This window comes from Chryseobacterium antibioticum (assembly GCF_012927325.1).
GTDB lineage: Bacteria > Bacteroidota > Bacteroidia > Flavobacteriales > Weeksellaceae > Chryseobacterium > Chryseobacterium antibioticum.
The window spans coordinates 41696-66423 of sequence record NZ_JABBGI010000010.1 but is presented as its reverse complement, the minus strand read 5'-3'; the positions used below and the strand labels follow the sequence as shown (position 1 = coordinate 66423).

Genomic DNA, 24728 nt, shown 5'->3' with positions numbered 1-24728 from the left:
TTCAAGTTTTTTTGTCCTTATGCAAAGAGACAAAAAAAGCTAAAGCTAGAAATAGAAATAGATACGTAATAAGTACTTTTGGTGTAAACTATTGTAAATCAGTATGAACTGATTATGTATAGACTTCGAAAATACACAGGCTACGTATAGATTACGTATCATATCCAAAGATCTTTAACTGCTATTTATGCCTAAATATTCTCTCCAGAAGAATTTAGCAGACAGATTTCAGCCATATATATAAATCCTCATTGGTTTGCAGACCAAGCTTTTTTCTTAATGTGTATTTCCGGGTCTGTATAGTACGGAATGATCTGAAGGTATAATCAGCAATTTCTTTTGAAGAAAAGTTAAGGTATACATAGGCCAGAAGTATAAGTTCACCAGGTGTCAGGCTACTGTTGATCTCTAATAATCTATGTTGGAAATCTGGATATAAAGACTGAAATTTCTCAAAAAAAACAGGGCTGCTTTTTTTGGCTTCTTCTATTACTTCTTCCAGGGATACCTGGAGTTTTTGTTCAAGTTCAATAGTATACTTATTTTTCTCAATAATTTCTGACTCTTTTTGCTGAATATGAATTTCGTTCTCCTTCACTTGTTTTTCTTTGCTTTTGTAATACTTAAAGTAAAAAAGAGCAAATATCACAAGCGCAAAGGCTATAATAGAAATAATGATCCAATAATTTTGTTGTTTGCTATACCTTAAATCTTCATTCTTTTCATTCAAAATAGAATTAACGGCAGACTGGATATCTATTTTTTTTGATTGGTCAAATTTTTCCTTTTGTTTGTAGTATTCTTCAAGGTATATTTTTTCGTTCTTTTTATCACCAATGATACCATATACTTCAGATATTCGTCTATTAATATCACTAGAAGTATAAATGTCAACCACTTTAAACTTTTTCATTTCATCTAAAGATTGTATAAAACAATCCAAGGCTTTTTTATACTCTTTTTTTGTTGCGTAATATTCCGCCAGAACGGAAAGAAGCTGATGCTTGCTGCGATTTTCTTTTTCCAGTACAATGCACGCTTTATTAAAATATAGGTAGGCAGAATCTTCTTTTTTATTCTCCAGATCAACGTAACCTTTTATGGTATAAATATCGGCTAGGCCCTCCCAATTTTGGTGATTAAATGTTTTTTGTACACGTATTGCATTATTTATAAATTGAGTTGCTTCATCATATTTTTTTTTATATAAATAAACAGTAGCAATTCTTGCATTGGTTCTTGAAAATAACAGTTTGGAATCAAAATCTTTTTTCTTTGAAGTTAAATTGATGATTTCAAAATATTCTTGGAGTTCCTGATCGTCGAAACCCAGTACTCCATAATTGGCGGCCTTTATTTCCTTAAAAGATGCCTTTAACCAATCATTATTAGCTGTTGCTTTCATTCCTAATCCTTTATCAATGTAAGCAAGACTCTCTTTGTGATAGTCCAGCTGGTCCAAACATTTAGCCATATACAAGTACGTTTCAGCAATTTTAAATGAATTGCCGATCCGTTCAGCGATCAAGCTGGCTTTTTTGGCAAACTTCATTGATTTCAGGTCATCTTTTAGTGCGTATTCATCTGATTGCTGTAAAAGAAAATCAATTCTTTCAATTTCTTCCTGTTGCGGGAAGAAAAATGGAAATAGGAAAAAGCAGAAAATAAACCAATATTTTTTTTTACACATTTTGTTTTTTTGTACTGAATTGCAAAATTAGGTATTTGCACTAAATGTTATATATTGTTTATTTTATACAATTGGAATTAAAACATGTTATTATTATAAAGCTTTGGTGTTATTTTGGGAAATATTGAATGGGAATTTGAGTTTCCGTATTACATCCAAATATCTTTGACTGCTTTTATACCTAAATATTTATCTCCAGAAGAATTTAGCAGACAGATTTCAGCCATATATATAAATCCTCATTGGTTTGCAGACCAAGCTTTTTTCTTAATGTGTATTTCCGGGTCTGTATAGTACGGAATGATCTGAAGGTATAATCTGCAATTTCTTTTGAAGAAAAGTTAAGGTATACATAGGCTAGAAGTATAAGTTCACCAGGTGTCAGGCTACTATTGATATCTAATAATCTATGTTGGAAATCTGGGTATAAAGACTGAAATTTCTCAAAAAAAACAGGGCTGCTTTTTTTGGCTTCTTCTATGACTTCTTCTAGGGATACCTGGAGTTTTTGTTCAAGTTCAATAGTATACTTATTTTTCTCAATAATTTCTGATTCTTTTTCCTGAATATGAATTTTGTTTTCCTTCACTTGTTTTTCTTTGCTTTTGTAATACTTAAAGTAAAAAAGAGCAAATATCACAAACGCAAAGGCTATAATAGAAAAAATGATCCAATAATTTTGTTGTTTGTTGTATTTTAAATCTTCATTTTTTTCATTCAAAATAGAATTAACAACAGCCTGGATATTTACCTTTTTTGACTCTCTAAATTTTTTTTCTTCTTTGTAGTATTCTTCAAGGTATATTTTTTCTTTCTCTTTATCGCCAATAATACGATATGTTTCAGATATTTGTTTATTAATGTCACTAGAAGAAAGAATGTCAACCACTTTAAACTTTTTCATTTCATCTAAAGATTTTATAAAACAATCCAAAGCTTTTTGATACTCTTTTTTTGTTAAATAATATTCCGCAATAGCATAAAATGTTTGATATTTACATTGATTTTCTTTCTCCAATATATTGTACGCTTTATTAAAATAGATGTACGCAGAATCTTCTTTTTTGTCCCCCAAGTAAATGTACCCCTTTACGAGATAGATATCGGATATACCATCCCAATTATTTTGGTGATTAAATGTTTCATGTATACGTATTGAATTATTTATAAATTGAGTTGCTTCATCATAATTTTTTTTATCCAAATAAAAATTAGCGATTCTTGCATTGGTTCTTGAAAATAAAAGTTTGGAATTTAAAGTTCTTGAAAATGATAGTTTGGAATTTAAATTTTCCTTCTTTGAAAGCAAGTTGATGATTTCAAAATATTCTTGAAGTTCCTGATCTTCTAAACCTAGTACACGATAATTGGCTGCCTTTATTTCCTTAAAAGCTGCCTTTAACAAATCATTATTGACTGTTGCTTTCAGTCTTAATCCTTTTTCAATATAATCAAGACTTTCTTTGTGAGAGTTCAAATGTTCTAAACACTTAGCCATATACAAGTACGTTTCAGCAATTTTTAATGAATTCCCGGTCCGTTCAGCAATTGAGCTGGCTTTTTTGGCAAGCTGCATTGATTTTAGGTCATCTTTTAAGGCGTATTCATCCGATCGCTGTAAAAGAAAATTAATTCTTTCAATTTCTTGCTGTTGCGGGTAGAAAAATTGAAATAGGAAAAAGCAGAAAATAAACCAATATTTTTTTTTATACATTTTTGTTTTTTTACACTGAATTGCAAAAGTAGGTATTTGTACTAAATGTTGTATACTGTTTATTTTATATAATTGGAATTAAAAACATATTATTATTATAAAGCTTCGGTGTTATTTTGGGAAATATTGAATGGGAATTTGAGTTTCCTGATTAGTACATGTTAAACGCTTAAATCAATCTGATTTTTCCTCATATAATTATTTGATATAAAATTTAATATATCTGGTTATTATCTTTCGTATTCTTTGTTAATCATTTTTATAGTCCTGCAGAGGAGGTGTCAGGAAAAAATGTACTAAAAAAATAGCAATCGCAGATATTGCAAAAAACGATGGTGTACTATTGGTCTATAAATGAATGATATATGAAAAGGTTGGTAATTTTTTCCATCCTTTTATTTTTTTACTCATTAGCATTTACGTAATTTTATACTCCGTAAAATAGAATTCATATAAATATCAATAAAAATGGATAAATATAATTACGGGATAGTGGGTCTCGGAGTGATGGGGAGGAATCTTCTTTATAATATTGCTGACAACGGGTTTTCGATCGCAGGATTTGACCTTGATGAAGAGAAAGTAAAAGAATTACAAGAAGGTGCCACTTCAGAAATGAAAGTAAAAGGGACCGCTACTTTAGGGGATTTTGTATCCGCACTGGAAGCTCCTAGGAAAATCATACTTATGGTTCCTGCAGGAAAACCTGTAGATGCCGTTCTGGAAAGCATTACACCGCTTTTAAGCCAAGGAGACATCGTTATTGATGCTGGTAATTCTTATTTCAAAGATACCAACAGACGTGTTGCTGATTTAGCTTCAAAAAATCTGCATTTTATGGGAATGGGCGTTTCCGGAGGTGAAAAAGGAGCCAGAACAGGTCCTAGTATTATGCCCGGAGGAGATCTGGAAGCTTTCCATCTTCTTCAGCCAATGCTTGAAGCCATTGCTGCAAAAGTAGAGAATGAAGCCTGTACCGCTTATATGGGAAAAGATTCCGCAGGGAATTATGTGAAAATGGTTCACAATGGAATTGAATATGCCATTATGCAGCTCATCAGCGAAGCCTACGATTTACTAAAAAGAGGAGCTAACTTAAATAACGATCAGCTATACGACGTTTTCAAAGAATGGAATAATGGCGAAATGAATTCGTTTTTAATTGAGATCACCAGAGATATTTTCCAACAGAAAGATTCATTAACGGAAGGCTACCTTGTAGATCAGATCTTAGATAAAGCAGGAGCAAAAGGAACCGGGAAATGGACCTCTGAGCAAGCTATGGAAATTGGGGTCTCTATTCCAACCATTGATATTGCTGTGACTTCAAGAATTTTATCAGCGTATAAGGAAGAGCGGGTTCAGGCTTCTCAACTCTATTCTGAAAAACAAATAACAAACCCTGAAAATACTGAGTTATTCATTAAAGAAGTAGGGGATGCTCTGTATCTGGCTACATTAATCAGTTATGCACAAGGTTTAGCTTTATTGGTTAAAGCTTCTAAGGAGTATGATTTCCGGATTCCATTAAAAGATGTTGTAAAAATTTGGAGAGGAGGCTGTATCATTCGTTCAGTTCTGCTGGAAAAGTTTTATTCCGCATATACCCAGGATCCTGATTTATCTAATATTTTACTGGATAAAGATATTGCTGTGATCGTTAAAGAAAAACTAGCTTCATTACGAAAAACGGCTGCTTTTGCTGCTTCAAACGGAATTTCAAGTTTGGGGATTCAGACTGCTTTAGGATATTTTGATGCCTATACCACACAATCACTGCCTGTGAATCTTATTCAGGCTCAGCGTGATTATTTCGGAGCCCATACCTATCAACGTACCGACAGAGAAGGTGTTTTTCACACGTCTTGGCAAACAGTAAAAAATTAAAATTCGGAAAAATGAATGAAAATAAAGTCTTGAAGCCAACTACAATCATAATTTTTGGTGCTACAGGAGATTTGGCAAAAAGAAAACTTTTTCCGGCGTTTTATAATTTATATATCGATGGCAGGATGCCCAAAGGTTTTAATATTTTAGCACTGGGAAGGGCAGATCAAACCAATGAATATTTTAAAAATTACATTAAAGAAAATCTTGAGTATTTCTCAAGAAAAAAGATAACTTCAGAAGATTGGGCAGGTTTTCAGGCCCATATTACCTATTTCCAGCATCAGCTGGACGAGGAGAGTTCTTACAAGAATCTGTATCAGAAACTTGAGGACTTTGATACGGTTTACGGAACAAGAGGGAACAGGTTGTTTTATTTATCAATCGGACCCAATTTCGTTTCCATCATTTCCAATCATATCAAAAATACGTTATTAGCTTCTGATCCTAAAAAAGACCGTATCATTATTGAGAAACCCTTTGGTCATGACAAACAGTCTGCGATAGAGCTGAACAGTTTGCTTGCTGAGGCTTTTGAAGAAGAGCAGATCTACCGTATCGATCATTATCTGGGTAAAGAAACGGTTCAGAATATACTGGCGTTTAGATTTGGAAATTCTATTTTTGAACCTTTATGGGATCATAAACATATAGAATCTGTACAGATTACCGTGGCTGAAGAGGTAGGTGTTGAAACAAGAGGCGCTTTCTACGAACAAACAGGCGCTCTGAAGGATATGATTCAAAACCACTTGTTGCAGATTCTGTGTATGGTGGCTATGGAGCCACCGGCTTCATTGGAATCGGGTGAGATCAGAGACCGTAAAGTAGATGTCCTGAAGTCGATTCGAAGAATTTCAGCTGATCAGGTGGATCATTATGCGGTAAGAGGTCAATACGGAAAAGGGACGATCAATGGAGTAGAGGCTAAAGGCTATCGTCAGGAAGATGGTATTGCTGCGGATTCTAATACAGAAACTTTTGCAGCGGTAAAATTCTATCTGGACAACGAAAGATGGCAGGATGTTCCTTTCTACGTTCGTACAGGGAAAAAAATGAAGGAAAAGCACTCTTATATTACCATTCAGTTTAAACCGCTTCCACATTCCACATTTTCAGAAAGTTCACAGCTTTTATCAGCTAATAGACTGATTATTAATATTCAGCCGCTGATGGATATCAGACTACAGTTTATGGCGAAAAAACCGGGACTTTCTTTGGTTTTAAAACCTGTTGAAATGATTTTTGATAATTTCGCCTGTCAGGAAGATACTCCCGAAGCTTACGAAACCCTTTTGCTGGATGCGCTTATAGGTGATCTTACTTTGTTTATGCGTTCTGATCAGGTGGAAGAAGCCTGGGATGTGGTAAAAACCATACAGGAAGCCTGGGAAAATAATAAAGATGCAGCTTTTCCAAACTATGAAGCAGGAAGCTGGGGACCGAAAGAAAGTATTGCATTGGTTGAAAGACAGGGGCATAACTGGGTATAAAACAATATAAATTTAAATTAGACGAAAATGAATATCACAGTATTTGATGATTTGGATAAGCTGTATAAAAAAGCAGCAGATACCTTTGTTGATCTCTCAAAAAAATCTATTCAGAAAAATAACCGTTTTGTGGTTGCATTAAGCGGAGGTTCTTCACCTAAAGCTATTTTTAAATTGTTGGCGACTGAAGAATATTCGGAAAAGATTGAATGGAACAAAGTCTACTTTTTTTGGGTGGATGAGCGATGGGTTTCTTTAGATGATGAAAAAAGCAATGCAAAGATGACGTTTGAATCACTTTTCGATCAGGTTCCCGTAAATAAAGAGCAAATTTTTCCAATGTATCAGGACGGAATAAGTCCGGAAGATTATGCTAAAGAATACGAACAGAAGATCAGAAATATTCTTGGAAATGAAGGTATTTTTGATTTCATCCTGTTAGGAATGGGAGATGATGGTCATACCGCTTCGCTATTTCCGGGTGAAAATGTATTAGAAGAAAAAGAAAAGTGGGTTTCTGCCTATTATCTGAAGCCTCAGGACATGTTCAGGATCACGTTGACCGCACCATTGATTAACAAAGCTGAAAATATACTGGTTGTTGCATTCGGGGGGTCAAAAAAACATGCACTGAATGAAGTTCTCAATGGAGAATATAATCCTGCATTATATCCGCTACAGCTGATTGATAAAAAAGAAGGCTTCCAGTTTTTCACTGATGAAAAAGCGAAAGGTTAAATGGTAAGTAATATATAACCCGTAGTGCATTTGTAAAACAGAAAATAAAGGTTGTTCAGAATTTAATATTTTGAAATTTGAAATTCCCATGAAGAAAAACCGAAACAAATACAAGGAACATTCTTATATTTTCAGAAAATGGAGAATTAGATAAATATAAATACAATGAATAAAATTGCAAGAAATGTAAAGAATTCTTCCTTACAAAACTGTACAAAAATAATACTTGTTAGTAGTTTAAGTTTTTTTTTAAGTTGTAATACTTCAAAAGGTCAAAATGTGAAAACTTTTGTTGATGGATTAGCTAAACCTTTAATGGTTGAAAATGAAATTCCGGGATTAAGCATTGGTATAACAGTCAACGGTAAACATTCCTTTTACAACTATGGAATATTATCTAAAGATAAGGAAGCGAAAGTGACAAATGAGACTTTATTTGAATTGGGCTCTATCAGTAAAACTTTCACCGCTTCTTTAGCCACCTTATCACATGTGGAAGGAAATCTTAATCTTTCTGATCCGGTAAGTATGTATATGCCCGAATTAAAGAATACGGTTTTTGATACAATAGCGCTTTATAATTTAGGCACTCATACTGCGGGTGGTTTTCCATTACAGTTACCTGATGAAATTACCAATGATAAGCAACTCATCAATTATTATAAAACATGGAAACCGGATTATCCTGTAAGTGCATACAGAGTTTACACGAATCCTGGAATTGGTTTATTAGGGGTAATTGCAGGTAAAACAATGCGAGAGCCTTTTGTAAAAGCAATGACGGACAATATTTTTGTAAAAATGGGTTTGAAAAATACATTCTATAAAGTTCCTTCAGAATATTTAGATGAATATGCGCAAGGCTACAATAAAACTAATGATCCTGTAAGAGTAAATCCTGCTGTTTTAGCAGATGAAGCTTACGGAATCAAGTCCTGCACAAAGGATATGATAACGTTTGTAGATGCCAATATGGGAATAGGAAATGTGAAAAATAACCTGTCTGTAGCGCTAATGAATACTCACATCGGCTATTTTAAAACAACGGAGATGACGCAGAACCTTATATGGGAACAATACAACTATCCCGTTTCATTGGAACGGTTGCAAAAAGGGAATTCATATGATATGATCTATAAGCCGAATCCCGTAAAAGAAATTCTTCCGCACCAACAGCCGGAATCCAATGTGCTAATTAATAAAACAGGATCAACAAATGGGTTCGGAGGATACGTAATGTTTGTTCCTTCGAAAAAAATTGGTGTCGTGATCCTTGCCAATAAAAATTACCCCAATTCATCTAGAATAGAGACTGCCTATAAAATTCTATCCTATATAGAAAAAAAACTATAAAGCATTCTATGTTTTATGATCTAGTGTATTGATAAAATAAAAATTGTTCAAAAATTGAATATTTGTATATTTGATTAATTAACAGTACGTTTTTAAAGAACTAGAATGGACGAATCATTAAAAATGATTCGTCCATTTTTTATATCCTTAATACGAATAAACAGGATATAAAAATTCAGCGAATATACTGCCAATAAAGAGCAAAAATATCAACATATGTTGAAGGTTTTAAAAATTTTGAAATCTACATTTGCTCTACTAATTCAATACAAAAAATATCATGAAACGTATATTATTTAGTCTGTCCGCACTCTACATAGGTTGTCTGGCCTTTTCACAAAATAAAAACCACAATGCCATCAGTCAGCAAAACAATACAGGTTCTGTCATCATCAAGAATCCAAAAGCTCTTTTTGATCCCACTCCGTTTGCTTTTTCTCATTCTGCAGCTCCTGAAGGTGAAGGTAAATATGTCTTCATATCCGGACAAAGCGGTGGCGAGGATTTGAAACATAGTCTTTCCAAAGATTTTAGAACTCAGGTGAAACATGCCTTGAAGAATCTGGAAACAGTGCTTGCGGACTATGGACTGGGAGTTAATGATGTTCTGAAAATCACCATCCTTATGGTTGATCATGATCAGGAAAAGCTTACAATCTGGACAGAGGAAATGCATGCAACTTGGAAGAATCATCAATTCCCGGCCAGTACTCTGATTCCCGTTCCCAAATTAGCCCTGGATGATATGATGATAGAAGTTGATGCTGTTGCTTTTATGAAAAAGAATACAACAAAGTAGATTCTTTCAGGCGATAAAAAAGGCTTCCGGAATGAACCGGAAGCCTTTGCTTATTTTTGCACAAAAATTAATCTTGTTTTACCAGGTTCAATAGGAACTTTCCACTCTAATTCAGAGGGATTATTTACTGATAACAAAAGCTTTTAGCTCTGCCATCAGACCGTTTTCAAATCTCCAGATAAGCAGGGTAATGTGACAGTGGTTAATTAAGTTGATAATTGGCAAGCACCAGACTCAAAATAAAATGAACATAATTCTGATCAGCTTCCTGTCTGTTGATCAGCCTGTTTTTATAATCATATGAATTCAGGACCTGTATCAGTTTTTGATACGTTTCAAAATGATCGCCTTTGATTTTAACCCTTCCATTACCTTCCTTTGTTTTAATGATTTCATTATCCAAAGTCCTGACTTTAAATAAGACATAAGATAATTTGGGATGAAAATTCATTCGTCCAACGTATCTTTCCACTATATTAACCTTGAACGGATCAAATACAATTGTGTTAAATACAATATTAGAATCAGATTCCTGTGTACTGAGTTCAAGCGTATAGTTCATAAATTTAATTTTCTACAAATTTACCCAGAAGCTAAAGAAAATCAAAGTAAAAATGAAAATTATGCGACAAAAGAAATATTCAGCTGTAATTTGAGGACCCTTTTTTTGAAATTCTCTATCTGTTTTCTGCGGCTGGATCGTATTTGGCGTACCGAACAGGCATTTCCGGAATACCTGCTAAGTCCGAAATAAAAAGTAAAAAAAAGATGGGCGAAGATCATTTTTAATTAATTATATTCATAACATCATTATGGGTTATAATATAAGATATGAGAAAATTTTTGATGCTGCTTGGTATGTGCAGTGCATGATTTAATCTCAAGACAGCTTCCGGTCCTCTTCAAGCCTCCAGCTTTTAATCCAAACTCAGATTAAATAAGATATTTTTTCAGCCCTTCCATAATTCCCTGCCACAAAGTATTGAAGAAACTTTTATTGGGATCACGTTTTACATCAACCTCTACATGATTGGGTTCTCCCTTGGAATCGTTTTTAACAAAAATATTGGCAATAGCGCTGAGGACTTTCTTCTCTTTCCCTGTATTTTTATTTAAAAAGTTCACATGCATGTCTGTGTATTTAAAATAAAAGTTCCCACCAATTTTATTGCTGTTGCCCTTATAATCAAATTTCAAATATTGAATCTGGCCGTCGAGACTCACATTAAGATAGGGTCTTACAAACAGGTTGGCATTGTCTACAGAAAGATTTTTTATGGTTCCATTGATCGCGTAGTCATCATTTTTATTGGCGACATCAAACTGCCAGTGCACATCGGTAGGGGCATCTCCGAAAAAATTAAAATTTGAATCCACTTTCACCAATGTTGGCTTTCCTTTCATCTTTGCATTGTTTACATCTTTGATTTTTGCGTTAAAATCCCCAAAGGTAATTTTACCAGGGATATTTGCTTTTTCCGCCACTTCTTCATAGGAAAGTTTTGAGTTTTTGATATCTATCTGATTGATATATAGCGGGAATTTCACGTCACGAAGTTTTTTACTGAACATATACCGTACGCCGATATCATCTGGTGGAGCAAGATCATGATAAATATTACAGTCGATTCCGTCAAAAATAATATGATCCAGGTTTATACTTGTTTTTGCACCCAATACTGAGTTCCTGTCAGTGATCATAATAGATTTCGCCTTTATCGTATAAAGATCCTCTTCAACGGCAATTAAACGGTTAAACTGGGCTCTCGAATATTTAGGAAGAAAAGCAAAATTAGTAACAGCCGTCACTTTTCCGGTGTTTTTTATATGATCAACTTTCAGGCGGTAATATTTTCCGGCATCAACATCAATCTTACGGGCAGTGATCAATTGTTTTTTAACGTGAAAAGGAACCGATTCTTTAAGGATATCTTTATTGGTGGTCACTGAATTGAGTTGTACATTAAAATTGTCCACCTTTAATTTTTCATGACCCTCTTTTTTCTGGGTAAATCTTCCGTCTATAATATGAAGCTCTCCCAGATGGGCCAGCAGATCCGGTGTTGCAGTGTTACTTTTTTTAGGAGCCTTAGTTTTATGCGTTGCGGCAATGATTTCTATAGCAGGACGGTATACATTGATTTTGCCGAGCTGAAGCTGCAATTGCTGTCCAACAAATTTTGAGGTATTATTCAGTATTTCAACTTTCTCTGTTTTGATGTTGAGAAGATCTTTTGTTGTGCTTTTACCGAGGGCTTTAAACTCTACATCATTCAATAAAATATTAGCATCGTTTGACGTTATTTTTTTTATGTTCACTGCCTGCAAAGGATCAGATTTGAAATAGATGTTTTCAAATTCAATATTGTGGGTGGAAAATGCAAAAGGAATCTTTTCCTTCACTGTTTTTTTGTCGAAGACAATATCTTTTAAATTCAAATGGAAATTGTCTACAGAAGCCACTTTTGTTTTATCCCGGTGCTGAACGAGAACAGAACCCTGTCCAAAATCAAGATTCTTGATACCGATCTTCAGGTTAACTTCTTTGGGATTTTCCTTTACCTCTTTTTTATTGGTTGAAGTAACGATCAGCTGAGGTTTTACGAATTTTGCATTTTCAATGATAAGAGAATCGTGATTAACGGTGAAGTTGTCTGCAGCAAGCTGATTGATTTTTAAGTCAAAAACATTCTTTGCATTGTACAGTGCAGGACTTTCAATAGGTTTCAGATGAAATTCGGAAATATGGAGCTGCTTGTTTTTCGCATCAATGGTCGTGGCATAAATCTGATAAAAATCGTTGACCGTGATAAGCACATCATGGGCATTAATTTTAAACTCTTTAAATTCAACAGGTAGTTTTGAGGCATTTTGGCTCTGCTTAATGTCGGTAAGATTAATGTTTACATTCTTTCCGGTAATAAGATCTTTTTTGTTTTTGTCTTTAACGGAAATATTTCCGTTGGTTACCAGAATATTTTCAACGCCAAAATTCATTTTCTTTGGGGATGGATCTTTTTTCTCTTTTGGCTTACCCAGTACAACGTTCACATTGGGATCAATGAGCTGTATATTTTTGATATGATAAGAAGTATTGAAAATGGCATTCCAGATCCCGAAATTTTCGATATGCAGACTTTTAACATTCCCATTGATTTGAGTAACGGAAGGATCTTTCGTCTCTTTGGTTTTAATGCTTATGGAGTGGGCAGAAATATCACCTTTGAAAATATTAAGGTTGAAATCTTCAAGATTGATTTGGTAAGGTGTTTTTTCATTCACCAGCTGCGGCAATTTGTTTTTGAGATACATATTCAGCACAAACGGGAAAATAAGCGCTAGAAAAACCAGAATCCCAATGACAATCAGCGCGACTCTCTTTCTCTTTCCGGTTCCTTTGTTTATTAGTTTTTTTTCCATCTTATATTTTTACTGGTGTTAGTGGGCTAAGTTAATCTTTGAACTTACAATATAAATATTACTGTCCAATCCTGTTCCAATTTACATTATAATTGAAATTATTTTGCAATTTTGATCTTTTAAATTGTATATGAGTAGATGGAGGGACATTATTGAATAACCAGTAGGCTGCTGAAAAACGGATCAATTGTTCTGAATTCAGAGGTACATATTTGAAATAAGGCTTAGATGATAAAATCCAAGCCTAGTGTTTAGCTTATGTTTTTGAAGGCTAGTGTCTTATGGGGATTTGTTTGTTGATATTACTACTAGCATGTATTTTATGCCTGGTCAGACGAAAATTTTTCTATCAAGGCTCTCCTTATCAATAAACCTTTATTGATAGCCCATTTTATTATGATCCAATTTTTATAGGGAAATTAAGGTTTTTAATTTTAGTTTATTTATGTTCTTTATGTCTTTTTATTTAGTATATTTGTATTCTAAATATTCGTAAGATGCATTATTCAATTGTTAAAGATGTTATTCAATTACTTGAGGAATTTGAGAGAGAGAATGAAATGAATTCTTACCCTTCAGATGTTGATGGTTTTAAAGCATGGCTATGCGAAAAAGAATCTCATGCAGTAAAGAATGACAGTAATGAACCTTATTGGGAAGGTAAAGAAAACGGGAGAAGTCCCGAAAGTGTAATAAGCACATCTTTGGTTCACCTTAACAGATATGCTAAATCTTACTCAAAATCTGCCATTTCAGATTCGGACTTTGCAACGCAGGAAGACTTCATTTATCTCATTAATCTTAAGGCATTTGGAGCAATGACCAAAATGGAACTTATTAAAAAAAATGTTCATGAAAAATCCGTTGGAATGTTGATTATCAATCGGCTTATAAAATTAGGATGGATTGAACAGACAGATTCAGAGACGGATAAAAGAACAAAAATCATACATATCACAAGCTCAGGCAATATCTCCTTGGAACATCAGATGCAGAAAATAAGGGCGGCAACTCATATTGTAGCAGGAGATCTTAGCCATTCTGAAAAAATGGAGTTGATCCGTATTTTAGGAAAATTAGAAAAATTTCACCATCCGATCTTCAGTAGGAATATAGAGTCCAGGAATCTTATTGATGTCGTCAGCCAGGAGTATTCATTCATAAAAAATTAATCATGAAAAAGAAAATAGCCGTCATCGGTTCAGGTTTTTCCGGATTATCTGCAGCTTCCTATTTGGCAAAAGAAGGAAATGAAGTACACGTGTTTGAAAAAAACAGCGAAGTAGGAGGCAGAGCAAGACAGTTTCGGACGGAGGACGGCTATGTTTTTGATATGGGACCAAGTTGGTATTGGATGCCGGATATTATTGAAGCATTCTTTGAGGATTTTGGAAAAAAAGCATCGGATTTTTATGAGCTTATTCCGTTGGATCCTCAGTTTGAAATGGTGTTTTCAGATGGCGTCATGAATATTCCGGACCGCTATGAGGAAATGACTGCCTTATTTGAAAGTATGGAAACGGGAGCCGGAAAAAAGCTTGACGAATTTATGCAAGATGCCCGGATGAAATATGAGATCGGGATGAAAGATTTTGTGAATAAACCCTGTCATTCATGGTTCGAGTTTATTTCACCCAAAATGGCAAAGAATGCGTTAAAGCTGGATTTGCTTACCAACTTCAGCCAATTTGTAAGAAAGTATTTCAGCCACCCTAAGCTGATCACGTTGATGGAGTTTCCGGTCATCTTTTTGGGAGCAGCGCCCAGGAATATTCCTGCTTTGTACAGTCTGATGAATTATGGAGGGTATAAATTGGGAACCTGGTATCCGATGGGTGGTTTTTCAAAAGTGACTGATGCCATGATGAAGATTGCTACAGAACAGGGAGCTCATTTTCACTTTAATTCAAATGTAGAGAAAATCAAGGTTGAAAGGGACAGAGCCATCGGAATACAAGTTCATGGAGAAGACAGGCAATTTGACATGATCATTGCTTCTTCCGACTATCATCATACCGAAAATCAGCTTCTTCCTGAATCGTACAGAAACTACAAACCGTCATACTGGGAGAAAAAAACATTCGCTCCATCATGTCTTATTTATTATTTGGGAATCAAAGGGAAAATTCCCAACCTAAAACATCACACCCTTTTCTTTGAAAACGATCTGGAACTTCACACCCATGAAATTTATGAAGATAAGAAATGGCCTACAAAGCCTTTATTTTATGTGTGTTGCCCGTCCCAGACAGATAAAGGGACTGCTCCCGGGAACTGTGAAAATATATTCCTGTTAATGCCCGTTGCACCGGGAATAGAAGATTCTGAAGAAATGAGAGAAAAGTATTTTATTGAGATGATCGGAAGATTGGAAAAACATACCGGAACTTCAGGTCTGATCTCAAAAACAGATTATAAAAGAAGCTACTGCATTAATGATTTTAAAGAAGATTACAATGCCTATAAAGGTAATGCTTACGGTCTTGCCAATACACTCTCGCAAACGGCTGTTTTAAAGCCTTCCATACGAAATAAAAAGATAAAAAATCTTCTGTATACTGGTCAGCTTACTGTTCCCGGTCCAGGAGTTCCGCCTTCCATTATTTCAGGGAAAATAGCAGCCCATGAAGCCAGCAAAATAAACTAATTATGAAAAAATTGTTTGACGACCTTTCCTATACAGTGAGCCGAGAAACGACTAAACAATACAGTACAAGTTTTTCTCTCGGCATCATGGCGCTGTCTCCGAAACTCAGGAATCCGATCTATGCAGTTTATGGATATGTACGTCTTGCCGATGAAATTGTGGACAGCTTTCATGATTATGATAAACAGAAACTTTTATCAAGGTACAAAGAAGAAACTTTTCAGGCATTGGAAGATAAAATTTCCCTGAATCCAATTTTGCAGGCGTTTCAGGAAACAGTCCACCAATACAGGATTGATTACAGTCTTATTCACCAGTTTCTGAAAAGCATGGAAATGGACCTTCAGAAAATAGATTACAATTCAGATCTTTATAAAGAATATATCGTAGGATCTGCTGAAGTGGTGGGACTGATGTGTCTTCATATCTTTACAGAAGGAAATGCTACAGAATTTGAGAGACTGAAGCCCTACGCCATGATCCTCGGATCTGCCTTTCAGAAAGTCAATTTTCTTCGGGATATGAAAGATGATTATCAGATTTTGGGGCGCTGCTACTTCCCGAATGTTGATATTTCATATTTTGACAATACCGTGAAATCTCATATTGAAAAAGAGATCGAAGAAGAATTTAAAACCGCTTTGGAGGGAATCAAAAAACTGCCTGGTTCCGCAAGATTCGGCGTTTATCTAGCTTTCCGGTATTATATTTCGCTTTTCCGGAAAATCAAGAAAACTTCTGCCAGTAAGATCATTAACCAAAGAATAAGAATCTCAAATGGAAAGAAACTATCTTTAATGATGAGCAGCTACGTACAGTATAAAACGTCTCTTTTATAACCGAATAATATTACATAGTACGAATTACAATGATACATAAAATGTATAGAGAACAGCAGCTGAACTGTGATATAGCAACAGCATGGGAGTTTTTTTCTTCAGCGAATAACCTCTCTGACATCACCCCAAAGGATATGAATTTTATAGTCCTTACCGAAATGGCGGATGATGAAATTTTTGAAGGGATGATTATTGACTATTATATTTCGCCCCTGTTAGGAATAAAAATGAAATGGAAAACGGAAATCAAACAGGTTGATTTTCAAAAAAGTTTTACAGATTCTCAGAAAAAAGGACCTTATAAACTCTGGAACCATCATCATGAATTTATAGTGAATGAAAAAGGAGTTTTTATGAAAGACTCGGTAGATTATGAACTTCCTTTAGGATTTTTGGGTGAAATAGCACATCAAATTTTTGTCAGAAAAAAGCTTGAGCACGTTTTCAACTACCGGTATAAAGTTTTAGAAGAACGCTTCAATAAAAAAATAAAGTAATGAATTTCCTGATTGTAGTAGGCACATTTTTCATCATGGAAGGAATGACCTGGCTCATCCATAAGTACATCATGCATGGTTTTCTCTGGATGCTTCATAAGGATCATCACGACCATAGCAATGAAGGGGCGATGGAGAAAAATGATTATTTCTTCGTTATTTTTGCTTTGCCTACGATACTTTTGATGTATTACGGAACGACACAGGATTTTAATTTCTGGTTTTACATAGCCATCGGAATCGCTTTGTACGGAATGGCTTACTTTTTTGTTCACGACATCTTTATCCATCAAAGGTTTAAAATCCTGCGCAATACAGAAAATCCCTACTTACTTGCTATAAGACGTGCCCATAAACAGCATCATAAACACACCGGAAAGGAAAAAGGAGAGTGTTTTGGCTTTCTGTGGGTGCCTGTAAAATATTTTAAAATGTATTTTAATCAACATAAAGCCTGACCATGTTCCACTACACCTATCTTTTGATTAATTTTTTTACGGTCATCATCTGTTTTGTTTTTTCATTTCATCCTAAAATAAAATTCAACAGACATTTTCCTGCTTTTTTTAAGGCAACATTTATTGTGGCGGTTGTATTCATCTCTTGGGATATCTGGTTTACCAAAAGAGGAGTGTGGTGGTTCAATGATGCGTATCTTTTAGGGATCCGGGTATATAACCTTCCGGTTGAAGAAATCCTGTTTTTCTTCTGTATTCCTTTTTCATGTATTTTTACCTATTTCTGTCTGGATCAATTTTTCAAATTGGGCTGGAAGCCATTGCCGGAAAAGGTATTTGTGATCATTTCCATTATTTCTGCATTGGGAATAGCCTTTTACTTTTATGATAAGATCTACACTAGGGTCACGTTCTTATCTACGGCTATCAGTATGTTTACACTTTATTTTGTATTAAAAGCAAGATGGATTGGCAAAGCTTCATTCATCTATCTTATACTGATGCCCGGATTTTTGGTGGTCAACGGAATACTTACCGGAACAGGTCTGGAATCCCCGATTGTGAATTACAATCCCCAAAACTTCATGGGAATAAGAATGCTGACCATTCCGATAGAAGATACGGTTTATGGTTATGAAATGATTCTGTGGAATATCTATTTATTTCAAAAATTGAAGAGCAATGAGCAAAATTAATATTTTCTGGTTCAGAAGAGACCTGAGGCTGGATGACAATGCCGGTTTGTGTCATGCCCTGGATTCAGGACTGAAAGTACTTCCTGTTTTTATATTTGATACCGGAATTCTGGACCATCTTGAAGACCGATCAGACAAAAGGGTAGATTACATCCACCAGGCTCTGGAGAATATCAATAAAGAACTTCAGACGCATAATAGCGGACTCAGAGCTTATCAGGGAAACCCACTAGATATTTTCAAAAGACTGGTCAAAGAGTTTGAGATCGATACGGTATTCTTCAACAGAGATTATGAACCACAGGCCATAAAAAGAGATCGGGAAGTTGCTGATTTTCTTGAAAAAAGCAACGTGAAATTTTCTGACTTCAAAGATCAGGTGATATTCGAAAAAAACGATATCCTTAAAAGTGATCAGTCACCATATACCGTCTTTACCCCTTATTCAAAAAAGTGGAAAGAACATTTAGAAACTATTAAAATCTATGAAACTGATTTCAGCAATTTGGCCACAATAAAAAGTCATGAGGATATTCTTACACTGGAAGATATTGGATTTAAAAAGACAGAAATAAAATGTACAAAACCTTCACTGGACAAAAAAATCATCGATTCTTATCAGCAATACAGGGATTTTCCTGCCATGGATCATACGACCCATTTAGGAGTTGCCCTTCGCTTTGGAACCGTTTCAGTGAGGCAATGTGTGAAATTTGCTCTTGAACATAGCGAAACATGGCTTAATGAACTGATCTGGAGGGAGTTTTTTATGCAGATTCTGTTTCATTTTCCTTACGTAGTCAACCATTGCTTTAAGAAAAAATATGAAGAGATTCCCTGGAGAAACAATGAAGAAGAATTCAAAGCCTGGTGTGAAGGAAAAACAGGATATCCTATTGTAGATGCAGGAATGCGGGAACTTAATGAAACCGGGTTTATGCACAACAGAGTAAGAATGATCACGGCAAGTTTCCTCACCAAACATCTTCTGATCGACTGGAGATGGGGAGAAGCCTACTTTGCCGGGAAACTTCTGGATTATGATCTTTCCGCCAATAACGGAAACTGGCAATGGGCGGCAGGTTGTGGTTGCGATGCGGCTCCATACTTTAGAATATTCAATCCTGAAGAGCAAACCAAAAAATTTGACAAAGATTGGAAATACATCCGAAAATGGCTTCCGGGCAACTATGATCAGAAACCATTGGTTGAGCATAAATACGCAAGGGAAAGAGCGTTGGAAACGTATAAAAGAGCATTGACTTAATACTTGACGATACAACTTAACAATCATTCATAATTAAAATAAATAACATTGGCTAAAAAAGGAATTTTATTGGTAAATCTTGGGTCGCCAAGATCTACAGCGGTAAAGGATGTAAAGGAATATCTTGATGAGTTTTTGATGGATGAAAGGGTAATAGATTACCGCTGGATTTTCCGTGCACTGCTCGTTCGTGGAATTATTTTAAATACAAGACCCGCAAAATCAGCAGAGGCGTACAAAACAGTTTGGACGGATCAAGGCTCTCCGCTGATTGTGATCACTAAAAAAGTTCAGCAAAAACTTCAGAAACTGGTGGATGTTCCTGTAGAAATCGGAATGAGGTATGCTGAACCGAGCATTGAAACGGGAATTCAGAAATTGGTTGATCAGGGTGTTTCAGAAATTGTGCTTTTTCCGTTGTATCCGCAATATGCAATGAGTACAACGGAATCTGTCATAGAAAAAGCGGAAGAAGTAAGAAAAAAGAAATTTCCAAAAGTAAGAATCAACTATATTCAGCCTTTTTACCATAGAGATATTTACATCAACTGTCTGGCAGATAGCATCAGAGAAAAGCTTCCTGAAAATTTTGATGCTTTACAGTTCTCCTATCACGGAGTTCCGGAAAGACATATTTACAAAACAGATCCTACAAAAACCTGCAATCTCAATGATTGCTGTTCCAGAGAAACGAATCCGAGTCATCAGTTCTGTTATCGCCATCAATGTTTCGATACCACAAAAAAAGTGATTGAAAAACTTAATTTACCTATAGAAAAAACCATTATTTCTTTCCAGTCAAGACTTGGAAAAGATAAGTGGATGGAGCCCTATACGGATGAAACTTTAGAAACAATTCCTTCAAAAGGAGTGAAAAATCTGGCAATCGTCTGTCCTGCTTTTGTTTCAGACTGCCTTGAAACCCTGGAAGAAATTTCAGTAGAAGGAAAAGAGCAATTCTTGCATAGTGGAGGAGAAAACTTCCATTATATTCCTTGTCTTAATGATGAAGATCGCTGGATAGAAGTGGTGAAGACCCTGTGTGAGGAAAAACTTCAGCAGTTTTATTTGTTATAAGCGAGAAATCAATTAGATGTTTTTAATCATAAAACAGATAATTCACAATGCAAAGCTCTTTTTAAAAATAAAAAATAGAGTATATTTGACCCGAGAAAATATTTTTTTTCATCATTTGTGTTTTTTAAGTCTTCCTCCGGGGAGACTTTTTTTGTAGGCAGCAATGAAAAACCCTGACCCAATTGGACCAGGATTACGAACATAACTTAAATATTTTTTTAATTTAAATGAGGAATAGTTCTGCTTATATTTTTTACATCAGTGATCTTCACCAATGTTTTAAAAGGTTCATCATATTGGGCTTTAATAGAGTCGATAATGTTATTGTCAACATGATCATCAAACTTCCGGGCAAAAAGATGATTCCCTTGTTGAAGAAAATCTAAATCGGTTTTTGTGAAAGTCTTTGGACGCAGTTTGATATCCCCATCAGGTATCCAGATAATGGCTCTTTTGTCATCATCTACCAAAGTACCCGTGAAAGAAGTATTCATTAAAACTGTTTGAAAGAAAGATTCGTCCGCGATTAAAGTGTTGAGATAATAGTCCTCAAACTTTTTGACTTCTATGCTATTGGTAATAAATTCACAGCAATCTCTGGTTAAAATCATCCACTGCCCACCAATATAAGGGATAACATCTTTCATGAAATTTCTTTTATGGGTTTTTTCTGAAATTTTATCTTCCAACTCCTCAAAATAGTTTTCAATTCTGTTCATGGTTTCAGGTCTGGATTTTTCCTGATCGGCAATTTTAAGATAGCTTTTACCATTGTTTTTGGATAAAAACTCTCGGATTATTTTCTGTGATTTTAAAGGATAATCCTGTCCGCTTAAATTAATGAAATAGTCCCATTGCGCATTCATATTCAGAAGATATTTCATTCCGTCTAATTCAGCCTGCACCATGCTGTATCCTCCCCAAACTACATTTTCACTATCCAGGATATGTACATTTGAATAAGATTTTAAAAAAATTCTGACATTCTCACCAATTTCCTGACTCGCTTTTTTGTCAATGTGTATCAGATAAAAATTGGTGGATTCGTAGATCGCTGTAAAAAGTTTTTTGAATTGATCAGGTAAACGATGTACCAAAATTAAGTACGCAATACTAATCGCTTTCATCGGTATATTGCCGATTTCATGTTCATCGCTTTCGCCCATGTAAACACTTCTCATTTTATATATTTTAAAATTATGAATGTTTACAACTTATTTTATAAAGTATTAATAGACATTTTTATAAATATACGAAAATTAAACTGTATTTATTATAAATAATAAAATTATGGATTTTGTTCTAAATCTTAATTGTTTGTATTTAGCTCAAACAATTAAGGTTTTAATTCATTGTAAATCAAATATATGTTAATTTTGTTTGTGTTTTTGGTGAAAAACCGTGTTCAAAATATTCTTTTATAAATTCAATACAATTTTCATTCTTTTTTTATCTTCTGCATATTTTGAATGATCTTATTTTTAGAGTATAATCAAGGAAACCTGTAAAGGTCTTTGAAATTTCTATTGATATCCTTCTTCAGAGAATATGCATAGCTTTCATTAATATTATTACAAAAAAAGCAGAGATTAATTCTCTGCTTGTTCTTTTTTTACCGCCTGATGCATCACCAGGATAATTCCTAATAGTATAATGGCAATCGCCAGATAGCGCCAGGCAAGTCCGCCCTGTTCCGTGACGTTTCCACTAACAGATATGATAAAGCTTGTAATGGAAGTAATCACATACACCAATCCACCCATCAGTCCGCCTGCTGTTCCTGCATTTTTAGGGAAATAAAGCATACTCGTTGTAAAAAACGATGTAAACAGGATTCCTGAACAGATGTGAATGAAAAAGGCGAACGGAACCATAATGAAAAGGCTTTCCGCATAGAAACTGGTGGCAATCAGTCCGGCGATCAGGATCAGCTGTAAAATAATAGGCTGTAAGATTCTGTCCTTAAAGTCAAGCTTAAGTCTGCGTTTTCCTATAAACCCACCAATCATCCAGGAAAAACCTAAGATTAATGTACAATATCCTATGACAACCGGAGTAAAGTGAAATGTGTTCTCAATAATAAAAGGACCTGTTAAATTAAATAGCATTACAATGGAATAGCTCAGTCCTAAAATAAAGATCCCAAGCATGAAAATCCTGTTTTTAAGCATCATTTTGTACAGACTGATGTTCTCAGAAAGATTAAGTTTCTTTTTCTCAGGTAAGCTTTCACCACTGAAGAACCATTCAAACAGAAACAGAGACGCTGCATAGAAAGCCAGAAAGTAAAAATTAGCATGCCAGTTAAACAGTTTTTCAAGATATCCCCCCAGAAACGGAGCCAAAATAGGTCCGCACGACCAGACGATGGTGAAATAGCTCAGATAATGTTTCACCTTTTCAGAATCATAAAGATCTACAAAAATAGCACGGGTAGCTACTACGAGGACAGAAACAGCCGCTCCTTGGAGAATACGGAGCAGACATATTAATAAAATACTATCCGTCATCGTAATCAAAATACTGCTTATGATCAGTAGAAAAAGAGCAATCAGCTTAGGACGGTAACGCCCAATGCTATCCAGAATTCCTCCTACAAAAAGTTGCGAAATCCCATAACTCAGCAAGTAAGACGTCAAAGTGATCTGGATATCCTTTTCAGAGACCTGCATTTCTTTGGCCATCGATGGGAATGAGGGCAAATAAATATCAGTGACAAACCCGGAAAGCGGGATCGACACGAAAGCCATAATGGTTATTAATCTGATTCTTTTCTCAGATGCTTCTTTCAACAACATACTCGTTCGTTATTTTACTATGCAAAAATAAGCTAAGAAATATCCAGTTGAATTTTAAAAGACAAAGTAAAAATTACAAAAATCAAAGATTTAAAATGTGTTTTTAAATTTTAACGGCGAAACCTCAGCATGTTTTTTAAAGAAATTATTGAAATGGGAGGGTTGTTCAAATCCAAGTGTATATCCGATCTCAGCGATATCCCAGTTCGTATATTTTAATAGATTTTTAGACTCTTCAAACACCCTTTCTTTAATGATCTGGGTAGTCGTAAGGTGGGTGACCGATTTTACTGACGAATTCAAATGATTGACGTGCACATTCAGATGCTCCGCAAAGTCAGAAGCCGTTTTCAGAGCCAGCGGATAAGCCGGAGAGTCCAAGGGAAACTGTTTGTTAAGAAGCTCATCAAACAAGCGGTAAAGGCGGATGTTGGCCGGAAGCTCATTAGGGTTGATATCATCCACGCGATTCTCCAAAGCCAGATGCATCACAGAGGCCAGATGACTTTTTATACTGCTGCATCGGAAAGGATAGGCTGAATTATTCAGTTTATACATCTGTTCAAAGTAAAGCGTAGCAAGCTGGGTTTGTTCATCCGTTAAAAAAACAATGGGCTTGCTCCATTCTTTGAATAAAGAGGTCTTTTTAAATAAATTGAATTCAGTATTTCCATTAAAAAACTCCTGATTGAACAGACAGAAATACCCTTCCTGAAGATCTCCGTCACATTCCCATGAATAGGGAATATGAGGGGAAGGAAAAAAGAGGGCAGGACGGTCAATATACAGGTCATGGGCCCCATACTGAAAAGTGCCATTTCCCAAAATAAAGCTTACTTTATAATAATCACGGCGGTTGTAAGGGCTTTTAAAACTGCAGTATTTCCGCATAGACACATTGAAATGCGACTTTCCTGTTTCAAAATCATCCGAATCAAACATCTTCATCTGATTCTTTCTGAGACGTTTGTAATAATCTTCAATGGTTTCCAGCTGATCACTCATGATATAGAAATTATAAAAATCAAAGATACGGAAACTGCTGTTAATCCAAATCTATTTTCTGTTCTGTAATGATAATCTGCAAAATAGTTTTTCTCAATTTCCTTTGAACCGCTTTTATCATTACTTTTTGCAATTTACATCTATCAATTTACATTATTTAAATTTCAAAAAAGTCTACTCAATCTACGTGATTTTCGAGGGCTTTAAAAGTCACAAAACTTTTCAAACTAAAGTGTTATAAAGTGTTTCAAAATCTTCTTAATGGTTGAAAAATTACTTAGATACCAATCTTTGCTATCCGGGAAATCTGTGGTAAACTAAAAATATCAATCACAAAAGTATTTAGCATTT

Annotated in this window: 20 protein-coding genes; 13 read left to right on the top strand and 7 right to left on the bottom strand. The window is 34.9% G+C overall.

The window, feature by feature from the left end; genetic code table 11:
* Positions 1–214 precede the first annotated feature (214 nt).
* Entirely contained in the window at positions 215–1690 is a 1476-nt protein-coding gene (locus HHL23_RS09175; protein WP_169234512.1) for a helix-turn-helix domain-containing protein, read from the bottom strand.
* 205 nt (positions 1691–1895) lie between these two features.
* The gene (locus HHL23_RS09170) at positions 1896–3404 is read right to left on the bottom strand and encodes a helix-turn-helix transcriptional regulator (protein WP_169234511.1); all 1509 of its coding nucleotides are present in this window, start codon (positions 3402–3404) and stop codon (positions 1896–1898) included.
* Between the two features lie 468 nt (positions 3405–3872).
* Between HHL23_RS09170 and gndA the strand changes: the two genes are divergently transcribed.
* The 5 genes from gndA to HHL23_RS09145 all read left to right on the top strand — a co-directional run bounded on the left by gndA (position 3873) and on the right by HHL23_RS09145 (position 9674).
* Positions 3873–5291 (top strand): NADP-dependent phosphogluconate dehydrogenase, encoded by a 1419-nt coding sequence (gene gndA, locus HHL23_RS09165; protein WP_169234510.1) that lies wholly within the window; start codon positions 3873–3875, stop codon positions 5289–5291.
* An 11-nt stretch (positions 5292–5302) separates the two neighbouring features.
* Entirely contained in the window at positions 5303–6784 is a 1482-nt protein-coding gene (gene zwf, locus HHL23_RS09160; protein WP_169234509.1) for a glucose-6-phosphate dehydrogenase, read from the top strand.
* Positions 6785–6811: 27 nt separating this feature from the next.
* A complete protein-coding gene (gene pgl, locus HHL23_RS09155) occupies positions 6812–7522 on the top strand; it encodes a 6-phosphogluconolactonase (protein WP_169234508.1) in 711 nt (236 codons plus the stop codon).
* Between the two features lie 279 nt (positions 7523–7801).
* Positions 7802–8875, top strand: coding sequence for a class C beta-lactamase (gene ampC, locus HHL23_RS09150; RefSeq protein ID WP_317174679.1), 1074 nt, complete (start codon positions 7802–7804; stop codon positions 8873–8875).
* Positions 8876–9155: 280 nt separating this feature from the next.
* On the top strand, positions 9156–9674 hold the full coding sequence (locus HHL23_RS09145; protein WP_169234506.1) for a RidA family protein: 519 nt from the start codon (positions 9156–9158) through the stop codon (positions 9672–9674).
* A gap of 202 nt (positions 9675–9876) precedes the next feature.
* Here the strand turns inward: HHL23_RS09145 and HHL23_RS09140 are convergent, their stop codons facing one another.
* Both HHL23_RS09140 and HHL23_RS09135 read right to left on the bottom strand, forming a co-directional pair.
* On the bottom strand, positions 9877–10236 hold the full coding sequence (locus HHL23_RS09140; RefSeq protein ID WP_169234505.1) for a prevent-host-death protein: 360 nt from the start codon (positions 10234–10236) through the stop codon (positions 9877–9879).
* Between the two features lie 371 nt (positions 10237–10607).
* Positions 10608–13094: a DUF748 domain-containing protein gene (locus HHL23_RS09135; protein ID WP_169234504.1), complete on the bottom strand. Its 2487-nt coding sequence runs from the start codon at positions 13092–13094 to the stop codon at positions 10608–10610.
* 497 nt (positions 13095–13591) lie between these two features.
* On the opposite strand from HHL23_RS09135, the gene HHL23_RS09130 reads away from it, so the two are divergent.
* The 8 genes from HHL23_RS09130 to hemH are packed head-to-tail and all read left to right on the top strand — an operon-like array spanning position 13592 to position 20574.
* On the top strand, positions 13592–14266 hold the full coding sequence (locus tag HHL23_RS09130) for a MarR family winged helix-turn-helix transcriptional regulator (RefSeq protein WP_169234503.1): 675 nt from the start codon (positions 13592–13594) through the stop codon (positions 14264–14266).
* Between the two features lie 2 nt (positions 14267–14268).
* On the top strand, positions 14269–15741 hold the full coding sequence (locus HHL23_RS09125; protein WP_169234502.1) for a phytoene desaturase family protein: 1473 nt from the start codon (positions 14269–14271) through the stop codon (positions 15739–15741).
* Positions 15742–15743: 2 nt separating this feature from the next.
* On the top strand, positions 15744–16580 hold the full coding sequence (locus tag HHL23_RS09120) for a phytoene/squalene synthase family protein (RefSeq protein ID WP_169234501.1): 837 nt from the start codon (positions 15744–15746) through the stop codon (positions 16578–16580).
* A 29-nt stretch (positions 16581–16609) separates the two neighbouring features.
* Entirely contained in the window at positions 16610–17077 is a 468-nt protein-coding gene (locus HHL23_RS09115) for an SRPBCC family protein (RefSeq protein WP_169234500.1), read from the top strand.
* Complete coding sequence (locus HHL23_RS09110) at positions 17077–17535, top strand: sterol desaturase family protein (protein ID WP_169234499.1); 459 nt, start codon at positions 17077–17079, stop codon at positions 17533–17535. The genes HHL23_RS09115 and HHL23_RS09110 overlap by 1 nt, the downstream gene beginning before the upstream one ends.
* Positions 17536–17537: 2 nt before the next feature.
* Entirely contained in the window at positions 17538–18230 is a 693-nt protein-coding gene (locus tag HHL23_RS09105; RefSeq protein ID WP_169234498.1) for a lycopene cyclase domain-containing protein, read from the top strand.
* The gene (locus tag HHL23_RS09100; RefSeq protein ID WP_169234497.1) at positions 18217–19497 is read left to right on the top strand and encodes a cryptochrome/photolyase family protein; all 1281 of its coding nucleotides are present in this window, start codon (positions 18217–18219) and stop codon (positions 19495–19497) included. The genes HHL23_RS09105 and HHL23_RS09100 overlap by 14 nt, the downstream gene beginning before the upstream one ends.
* 48 nt (positions 19498–19545) lie before the next feature.
* Positions 19546–20574 carry a ferrochelatase gene (hemH, locus tag HHL23_RS09095; RefSeq protein ID WP_169234496.1) on the top strand — a complete coding sequence of 343 codons (1029 nt, stop codon included), beginning with the start codon at positions 19546–19548 and terminating at the stop codon, positions 20572–20574.
* A gap of 218 nt (positions 20575–20792) precedes the next feature.
* Here the strand turns inward: hemH and HHL23_RS09090 are convergent, their stop codons facing one another.
* From HHL23_RS09090 to HHL23_RS09080, 3 genes are all read right to left on the bottom strand, one after another.
* Positions 20793–21755: a beta-1,6-N-acetylglucosaminyltransferase gene (locus tag HHL23_RS09090; RefSeq protein ID WP_228464682.1), complete on the bottom strand. Its 963-nt coding sequence runs from the start codon at positions 21753–21755 to the stop codon at positions 20793–20795.
* Positions 21756–22163: 408 nt separating this feature from the next.
* Entirely contained in the window at positions 22164–23369 is a 1206-nt protein-coding gene (locus HHL23_RS09085; protein ID WP_169234618.1) for an MFS transporter, read from the bottom strand.
* A gap of 93 nt (positions 23370–23462) precedes the next feature.
* Positions 23463–24377 carry a helix-turn-helix domain-containing protein gene (locus tag HHL23_RS09080; RefSeq protein ID WP_169234495.1) on the bottom strand — a complete coding sequence of 305 codons (915 nt, stop codon included), beginning with the start codon at positions 24375–24377 and terminating at the stop codon, positions 23463–23465.
* Positions 24378–24728 lie beyond the last annotated feature (351 nt).

Excerpts from the sequence above, each read along its gene's own strand:
- HHL23_RS09080 (WP_169234495.1), bottom strand. The coding sequence starts at position 24,377 with ATGAGTGATCAGCTGGAAACCATTGAAGATTATTACAAACGTCTCAGA.
- HHL23_RS09135 (WP_169234504.1), bottom strand. The coding sequence starts at position 13,094 with ATGGAAAAAAAACTAATAAACAAAGGAACCGGAAAGAGAAAGAGAGTC.
- HHL23_RS09105 (WP_169234498.1), top strand. The coding sequence starts at position 17,538 with ATGTTCCACTACACCTATCTTTTGATTAATTTTTTTACGGTCATCATC.
- HHL23_RS09125 (WP_169234502.1), top strand. The coding sequence starts at position 14,269 with ATGAAAAAGAAAATAGCCGTCATCGGTTCAGGTTTTTCCGGATTATCT.
- HHL23_RS09090 (WP_228464682.1), bottom strand. The coding sequence starts at position 21,755 with ATGAGAAGTGTTTACATGGGCGAAAGCGATGAACATGAAATCGGCAAT.
- HHL23_RS09100 (WP_169234497.1), top strand. The coding sequence starts at position 18,217 with ATGAGCAAAATTAATATTTTCTGGTTCAGAAGAGACCTGAGGCTGGAT.
- gndA (WP_169234510.1), top strand. The coding sequence starts at position 3,873 with ATGGATAAATATAATTACGGGATAGTGGGTCTCGGAGTGATGGGGAGG.
- pgl (WP_169234508.1), top strand. The coding sequence starts at position 6,812 with ATGAATATCACAGTATTTGATGATTTGGATAAGCTGTATAAAAAAGCA.
- HHL23_RS09115 (WP_169234500.1), top strand. The coding sequence starts at position 16,610 with ATGATACATAAAATGTATAGAGAACAGCAGCTGAACTGTGATATAGCA.
- HHL23_RS09145 (WP_169234506.1), top strand. The coding sequence starts at position 9,156 with ATGAAACGTATATTATTTAGTCTGTCCGCACTCTACATAGGTTGTCTG.
- HHL23_RS09175 (WP_169234512.1), bottom strand. The coding sequence starts at position 1,690 with ATGTGTAAAAAAAAATATTGGTTTATTTTCTGCTTTTTCCTATTTCCA.
- HHL23_RS09120 (WP_169234501.1), top strand. The coding sequence starts at position 15,744 with ATGAAAAAATTGTTTGACGACCTTTCCTATACAGTGAGCCGAGAAACG.
- HHL23_RS09130 (WP_169234503.1), top strand. The coding sequence starts at position 13,592 with ATGCATTATTCAATTGTTAAAGATGTTATTCAATTACTTGAGGAATTT.
- HHL23_RS09140 (WP_169234505.1), bottom strand. The coding sequence starts at position 10,236 with ATGAACTATACGCTTGAACTCAGTACACAGGAATCTGATTCTAATATT.
- zwf (WP_169234509.1), top strand. The coding sequence starts at position 5,303 with ATGAATGAAAATAAAGTCTTGAAGCCAACTACAATCATAATTTTTGGT.
- HHL23_RS09170 (WP_169234511.1), bottom strand. The coding sequence starts at position 3,404 with ATGTATAAAAAAAAATATTGGTTTATTTTCTGCTTTTTCCTATTTCAA.
- HHL23_RS09110 (WP_169234499.1), top strand. The coding sequence starts at position 17,077 with ATGAATTTCCTGATTGTAGTAGGCACATTTTTCATCATGGAAGGAATG.